5 protein-coding genes and 1 pseudogene are annotated in these 6,818 nt (G+C 48.8%); 3 read left to right on the top strand and 3 right to left on the bottom strand.

From position 1 onward, the window contains the following. Nucleotides 1-192 (bottom strand): annotated as a pseudogene (locus tag PJF56_RS15275) (hypothetical protein); the annotation flags it as partial. An 85-nt stretch (nt 193-277) separates the two neighbouring features. Here PJF56_RS15275 and lpxB point away from each other — a divergent pair. Continuing rightward, nucleotides 278-1,456, top strand: a complete 1,179-nt coding sequence (gene lpxB / locus PJF56_RS15270) for a lipid-A-disaccharide synthase (protein ID WP_283763550.1) — start codon at nt 278-280, stop codon at nt 1,454-1,456. Between the two features lie 60 nt (nt 1,457-1,516). On the opposite strand, the gene PJF56_RS15265 is transcribed toward lpxB, so the two are convergent. Beyond that, a complete protein-coding gene (locus PJF56_RS15265) occupies nt 1,517-2,641 on the bottom strand; it encodes an isocitrate/isopropylmalate family dehydrogenase (protein WP_283763549.1) in 1,125 nt (374 codons plus the stop codon). Nucleotides 2,642-2,860: 219 nt separating this feature from the next. Between PJF56_RS15265 and groL the strand changes: the two genes are divergently transcribed. After that, entirely contained in the window at nt 2,861-4,534 is a 1,674-nt protein-coding gene (groL, locus tag PJF56_RS15260) for a chaperonin GroEL (RefSeq protein WP_283763548.1), read from the top strand. Between the two features lie 105 nt (nt 4,535-4,639). Next, nucleotides 4,640-6,436, top strand: a complete 1,797-nt coding sequence (locus PJF56_RS15255; protein ID WP_283763547.1) for an ABC transporter ATP-binding protein — start codon at nt 4,640-4,642, stop codon at nt 6,434-6,436. Nucleotides 6,437-6,499: 63 nt separating this feature from the next. On the opposite strand, the gene PJF56_RS15250 is transcribed toward PJF56_RS15255, so the two are convergent. Further along, a partial coding sequence (locus tag PJF56_RS15250; RefSeq protein ID WP_283763546.1) for an RNA-guided endonuclease InsQ/TnpB family protein occupies nt 6,500-6,818 on the bottom strand: 319 nt, incomplete at its 5' end.

Genomic DNA, 6,818 nt, shown 5'->3' with positions numbered 1-6,818 from the left:
TGAAAATACCTGTTCTGGGGAATAGGTGGCTGGTTGAAAGGTTTCCTCTAACAGTTGAGCCTGTATGGGATGATATTGGTCTGGCAAACCCGCTTCTCCTACTTCTTCACTGGGTAGCTCGTACATGGTGGGTAGGTCTTCCCTTTTGGGAGTCCGAGAGATTTTTGCTGGCTTTTGGGTGAGGTTAACCATTTGGCGAGATAACGTGCTTTTGTTCTATACTATCTCCTTGATAACCAGCTTACAGCCTTAAATTGTTACCCATTACCCATTACCCATGACCACCATTTTTATCAGTACCGGTGAAGTTTCAGGAGATTTGCAAGGCGCTTTGTTAGTGGAAGCGTTGCACCGTTATGGTCGCCAAAATGGGTTGGAGCTGGAAATTGTGGCGTTGGGGGGAGAGCGCATGGCTGATGCGGGGGCGACATTGTTGGGAAAAACTGCGGGAATTGGTTCTGTGGGAATTTTAGAAGCTTTGCCCTTTGTGTTGCCGACGTTAAAAATGCAGGAGGAAGTTAAGCGCTATTTGCGGCAAAATCCCCCAGATTTGATTATTTTAATTGATTATATGGGGCCGAATTTGAGTATTGGGGGCTATTTGTGCCGCGATTTCTCTGACGTGCCGATTATTTATTATATTGCTCCCCAGCTCTGGGTTTGGTCTCAGAATCAACGGGATAGGAAAAAAGTTGTTCAAATCACGGATTTGTTATTGGCTATTTTCCCAGAGGAGGCGCGATTTTTTCGGGAGCATAATGTTAAGGTGAATTGGGTTGGTCATCCGTTGATTGACCGGATGCAGGAGTTTCCATGCCGCGATCGCGCTCGTTCTACGTTAGGTATTGCAGACTATCAAAAGGCGATCGCCTTAATACCAGCGTCCCGTCGTCAAGAGGTGACCTATTTATTGCCCGTGATGTTTGCCGCAGCACAACAGATTCAGCAGCAGTTACCAGACGCGCAATTTTGGATTCCTTTGTCTTTGCCAGAGTTTCGAGAACCTATTGAAAAGGCGATCGCCAATTTTAAGCTGAATGCAACCTTGGTAGAAGAGCAAACACGGGAGGTTTTAGCGGGTGTAGATTTAGCGATTTGTAAATCGGGCACAGTGAATTTAGAGTTGGCTCTCTTAGATGTGCCCCAGGTGGTAATGTATCGCTTAAATCCGCTCACCGCTTGGATCGCCCGCCATATTCTCAAGCTCTCATTGCCCTATGTTTCCCCGGCTAATTTAGTGGAGATGAAGCCACTTGTGCCAGAATTTTTGCAAGAAGCAGCAACTCCCGAAGCCATTAGCCAAAGCGCTTTAGACCGGTTATTAAACCCCCAAATTCGCCAGGAAATGCTACAAGGCTATGCCGAAATGCGCCAAGCTTTGGGAGAACCTGGAGTATGCGATCGGGCTGCACAGGTGATTTTTGATTTCTGGCGAACAATGAACAATGAACAATGAACAATGAACAATTTTTGTTGACTCCCCTATTCCCCCACTCCCCCACTCCCCCACTACATATCAGGTTGACTCTAGGGTAGACCAGACCTCCAGCTTAGTTTTGACCTTGCGGATCACCTCATTAGTAAACTCAGAGGTCATCATTTGTCCCCCCAGATCGGGGGTGGCTTTGCCTTCATAGATAGCTTCAAAGACGGACTCATAAATGGAACGCGAAGCCCTATAAAACTCCGTTTCGCTTGCGCGACCGCCAGCCGGAGTTTTCACATAGGTCAGTAGGGCAGCACAAGCTAAAATCATAGCCATGGGATTAGCAATATCTTTGCCATAGAGGGCGGGGGCTGTGCCATGGGGCGCTTCTGCCATAACGGTTTTCACCTGCAAGGTATCGGCATCAAAACCCATGACCAGACTCTCGGAACCGGCAATACTGCCATACATTTGTAACACCATATCCGAGAGTAAATCCCCATCCCGGTTGAGGGCGGGGATAACCAAGGCCTCGCCGCTATTTTGCAGTAACAGGGCAAAGGTGGCATCAATCAGCAGGGGTTGGTAGGTGACCTCTGGATAGCGCTGGGCTGCTGCATCGAGTTCTTCTTTGAACATGCCTTCATAGGTGGCACTGACGGTGAATTTCGGCCCGCCAAAGACCTTAGCCCCCGTCCGCTTGGCATGGGTAAACGTAAACTCGGCTACAGTTCGGCAGATAGAACGGCTAATCTTGGAAGTGCGCCAGGCAATTTCATCCCCGCTTTGCGTAGTTTCCCGCCATTCCTTCGCACCATAAGCATCATCTACAGCCATGCGGACAATGGTAATCGGCGCATAAACTCCGCCTACGGGGAGAATCTGGGGAATGCGTCGCCCCGTTCGTAAAATGACTGAAGCTCCCAAGGCTTCTCGCAAGATAGCATTGGGACTGCCCACATCACCGGCAGTTTCTGGAGTAATGGTGGCAGCTTTCAAGGCTAGTCCCGTTTTGCGAGCAACCTTGGCAGCATCCCAAACCACCTGATTGTCAGTGGCTTGACGGTTTTCCAAACTCAAGTCGTAATCGATAAATTCCAGGGGTTGGCCAATGACCCCCGGTTGCAAGACTCGTAAAGCCTCGGTAAGAAGTTCCTCTCCGGTTTGATCGCCATGCATGACAACGATCGCTGGTGTGGGGTGTTGAGTTGGCATCACTAATGTCAATCCTTGAACAGGTTTGCTTCTATTTTCTATTATTGTATTGTCCTTGATAGGCGATCGCCCCTGGCCCAACCCAGCTCCCTGACCATGTGTGGATATCCCTACCTCGAAACTTGGCCCAAACCTGATATATGTGGAAGAGGTTAGCACTCTAACTAAGAGAGTGCTAAAGCGTCTGATGATATCAGGTAAACCTAACCCTAAAGGTGTATGGCTAAAATCGTCTCATTTAAGGAAGAATCGCGCAGAGCCTTAGAAAAAGGTGTAAACGCCCTAGCGGATGCCGTCCGTATTACCCTCGGCCCCAAAGGCCGGAATGTGCTGTTAGAAAAGCAATTTGGAGCGCCCCAAATCATTAATGATGGGATCACCGTCGCTAAAGAAATTGAACTCGAAGACGCTCTCGAAAATACCGGAGCGCAACTGATCCGGGAAGTCGCGTCAAAAACCAAAGACACGGCAGGAGATGGAACCACCACCGCCACTGTTTTAGCTCAAGCCATGGTGAAGGAAGGGCTGAAAAATGTGGCTGCTGGTGCAAACCCCGTGGCACTGCGTCGGGGAATCGAAAAAACGATCGCCCATTTGGTCAAAGAAATTGCCGCCGTTGCCAAACCCGTAGAAGGAGATGCGATCGCCCAAGTTGCTACTGTTTCTTCTGGGAATGACGAAGAAGTGGGGCAAATGATTGCCAAAGCCATGGAAGCGGTAACCAAAGATGGCGTAATCACCGTAGAAGAATCTAAATCCTTGCTCACCGAGCTGGAAGTGGTGGAAGGGATGGAAATCGATCGCGGTTATCTGTCGCCCTATTTCATCACTGACAACGAGCAAATGACGGTGGAATATGACAACGCCAAGATTCTGCTCACGGACAAAAAAATCAGCTCTATTCAAGATTTGGTTCCCGTGTTAGAAAAAATGGCTAGAGCCAGTCAACCCCTGCTGATCGTCGCTGAAGACATCGAAGGAGAAGCGCTGGCGACTCTGGTGGTGAATAAAGCCAGAGGGGTACTGAATGCCGCCGCCGTTAAAGCCCCTGGATTTGGCGATCGCCGCAAACAAATGCTGCAAGATATTGCCGTATTAACTGGCGGTCAAGTGATTTCCGAAGAAGTGGGCTTAAGTCTCGATGCCATCGAGCTAGAGATGCTCGGAAGCGCCCGCAAAATCAGCATCGACAAAGACAGCACCGTAATCGTTTCGGAAAACAACACCCAAGCGGATGTGGAAAAACGGATCGCCCAAATTCGTCGCCAACTCGAAGAAAGCGATTCTGATTACGACAAAGAAAAACTGCAAGAGCGGATCGCCAAACTCGCCGGTGGAGTTGCCGTCATTAAAGTCGGTGCAGCTACCGAAACGGAACTTAAAGACCGCAAACTCCGCATCGAAGATGCACTCAACGCCACCAAAGCAGCCGTTGATGAAGGCATTGTTCCCGGAGGCGGAACTACTTTAATTCACCTGTCTAACAAAGTTGAAGAACTCAAAGCTCAATTAAACGCCGAAGAGCAAATTGGTGCAGAAATCGTCGCTCGCGCCCTAGCTGCTCCCCTACGTCAAATCGCTGATAATGCTGGCGTTGAAGGTTCAGTTGTGGTTTCCCATGTACGGACAACCGAATTTAATGTGGGCTACAACGCCGCCACGGGTGAATATGTAGACATGATTGCTGCGGGTATTATTGACCCGGCTAAAGTGGTTCGTTCTTCCGTGCAAAATGCTGGCTCTATTGCTGGCATGGTCTTAACCACCGAAGCGTTAGTGGTGGAAAAACCTGAACCCCAATCTGCTGCGGCTCCCGATATGGGCGGCATGGGCGGTATGGGCGGCATGGGTGGTATGGGTATGGGAGGCATGGGCGGCATGGGTATGATGTAATTGCCCATGGAAGGTTTTCCCATCCATTTCACCTAGTTTTTTTCTGAGCAGCTTGTTGGTCACAACAAGCTGCTTTTATCTCATTGAAATTAAATTCTATACCCCATGACCAAAACTGTGAAATCGAGTTCTTCTGCTCTCCAGCGTTTAATCGAGTATAGTGGCCCCTATCAGAATCAAGTTCGGTTGGCGATCGCCACATCGATCCTCAACAAAATCTTCGATCTTGCGCCTCCCGTCTTAATTGGGATCGCCGTGGATGTGGTAGTTAAACAGGAAAATTCGGCGATCGCCGCCCTGGGAATCACCAACGTTTTTACCCAACTCTTGCTGCTCACCCTGGTGTCTGCCCTGGTTTGGGTTTTAGAATCTGCATTTCAATACGCCTATGAACGGTTGTGGCGCAACTTGGCCCAAACCATTCAACATCATCTGCGTTTAGATGGCTACAGTCATTTACAAAACCTAGACCTTGCCTATTTTGAAGACCACAGCACGGGCGAGTTAATGGCGATTCTCAATGATGATATTAACCAATTAGAACGGTTTTTGGATGTGGGAGCCAATGAAGTGATTCAAGTTTCCACCACGGTTTTAATCATTGGCACAATGTTTTTAATCGTCGCGCCGGATGTGGCGTGGATGACTCTGGTTCCCATGCCGTTTATTATTTGGGGGTCGATCGCCTATCAAAAGTTTCTCGCTCCTCGCTATACGAAAGTGCGGCAAAATGCTGGGTTTCTCAATCATCGGTTAGCCAATAATCTCAGTGGCATTACCACGATTAAAAGTTTTACTGCCGAAGAATACGAAGTCAAGCGGGTGGGGCAAGATTCAACGGCTTATCGACGTAGCAATGAGGAGGCGATCGCCTATTCTGCGGCGTTTATTCCCTTGGTGCGGATGCTAATTTTACTCGGTTTTAGCTGCATCCTACTCTATGGCGGCTTAAAGGCAGTGAATGGCACGTTAGCGGTGGGAACTTATAGTACATTGGTATTTATGACTCAACGGTTACTTTGGCCCCTGACACGCCTCGGAAATACCTTAGATTTATGTCAGCGTGCCATGGCTTCAACCCGCCGGGTGATGGGGTTATTGGATACTCCCATTGCTATTCATCCCGGTGATACCCCCCTTCCTTTGGAGAGGGTGCGCGGTGAAGTGGCGCTAAAAGATGTCAGTTTTTCCTATCGCGATCGCCTGCCAGTATTAAACCAGGTCTCTCTCACCATTCCCGCAGGCAAAACCATTGCCATTGTTGGCGCTACAGGTTCGGGAAAAAGTACCTTAGTGAAGCTGCTTTTGCGGCTCTATGAGATTCAAGATGGCTCAATCACCCTGGACGGCATAGAGATACAAAACATACGACTAGACGATTTGCGGCGCTGTATGGGATTAGTCAGCCAAGATGTGTTTTTATTCCATGGAACAGTAGCCGAAAATATTGCCTACGGAACATTTGATGCCTCTGAACCGGATATCATTGCGGCGGCAACCTTGGCAGAGGCCCATGATTTTATTATGGAATTACCGCAACAATATGATACCATTGTCGGGGAGCGGGGTCAGAAATTATCCGGAGGACAACGGCAACGGTTGGCGATCGCCCGTGCCATTCTCAAAGATCCTCCCATTCTGATTCTAGATGAAGCCACTTCTGCGGTAGATAATGAGACAGAAGCAGCCATTCAGCGATCGTTAGAGAGAATCACCCAAAATCGGACAACCATTGCGATCGCCCATCGCCTTTCCACTATCCGTAATGCCCATTGTATCTACGTCATGGAACGCGGCAAACTCATCGAATCCGGTCATCACGAAGACCTATTAGCTCGTAATGGTGTGTATGCCAGTTTATGGCGCATTCAAATGGGAGAATCCGTGTTAGCCCAGTCATAGTTTTGACATCCTCACCGCCCTAGAAGGGCGGTGATTCCTATTCATGTCCGCGAAGCGGAAACCTCACAATTTAGGTTTCTGCTTCATAGCAGTTGCCTTTACGGATTTACTCCGCTCTGGTCTTACACTCGCTCCACAGACTGAAACCGCAAGTCCTGCGGCCAATATGTTTTTGCTGGCATTGATATCTCGGTCATGGTGTGTTCCGCACTCAGGACAATCCCATTGCCGAACACTTAATGGCATTTTTTCAACGATATGCCCGCAATTACTACACCGTTTTGAACTAGGGAACCACCTATCTATCTCAATGTAGTTTCTGCCATACCATCGGCATTTATAGGACAGTTGTCGAGTCAACTCTCCCCAACTTGCGTCAGAT

The organism is Roseofilum halophilum BLCC-M91 (assembly GCF_030068445.1).
In the GTDB taxonomy this organism is placed as follows: Bacteria; Cyanobacteriota; Cyanobacteriia; order Cyanobacteriales; family Desertifilaceae; genus Roseofilum; species Roseofilum halophilum.
This window is presented reverse-complemented; position numbering and strand designations above follow the sequence as displayed.

Bases quoted from the DNA above. Each gene is read 5' to 3' on its own strand.
- lpxB (WP_283763550.1), top strand. From the start codon at position 278: ATGACCACCATTTTTATCAGTACCGGTGAAGTTTCAGGAGATTTGCAA.
- PJF56_RS15255 (WP_283763547.1), top strand. From the start codon at position 4,640: ATGACCAAAACTGTGAAATCGAGTTCTTCTGCTCTCCAGCGTTTAATC.
- groL (WP_283763548.1), top strand. From the start codon at position 2,861: ATGGCTAAAATCGTCTCATTTAAGGAAGAATCGCGCAGAGCCTTAGAA.
- PJF56_RS15265 (WP_283763549.1), bottom strand. From the start codon at position 2,641: ATGCCAACTCAACACCCCACACCAGCGATCGTTGTCATGCATGGCGAT.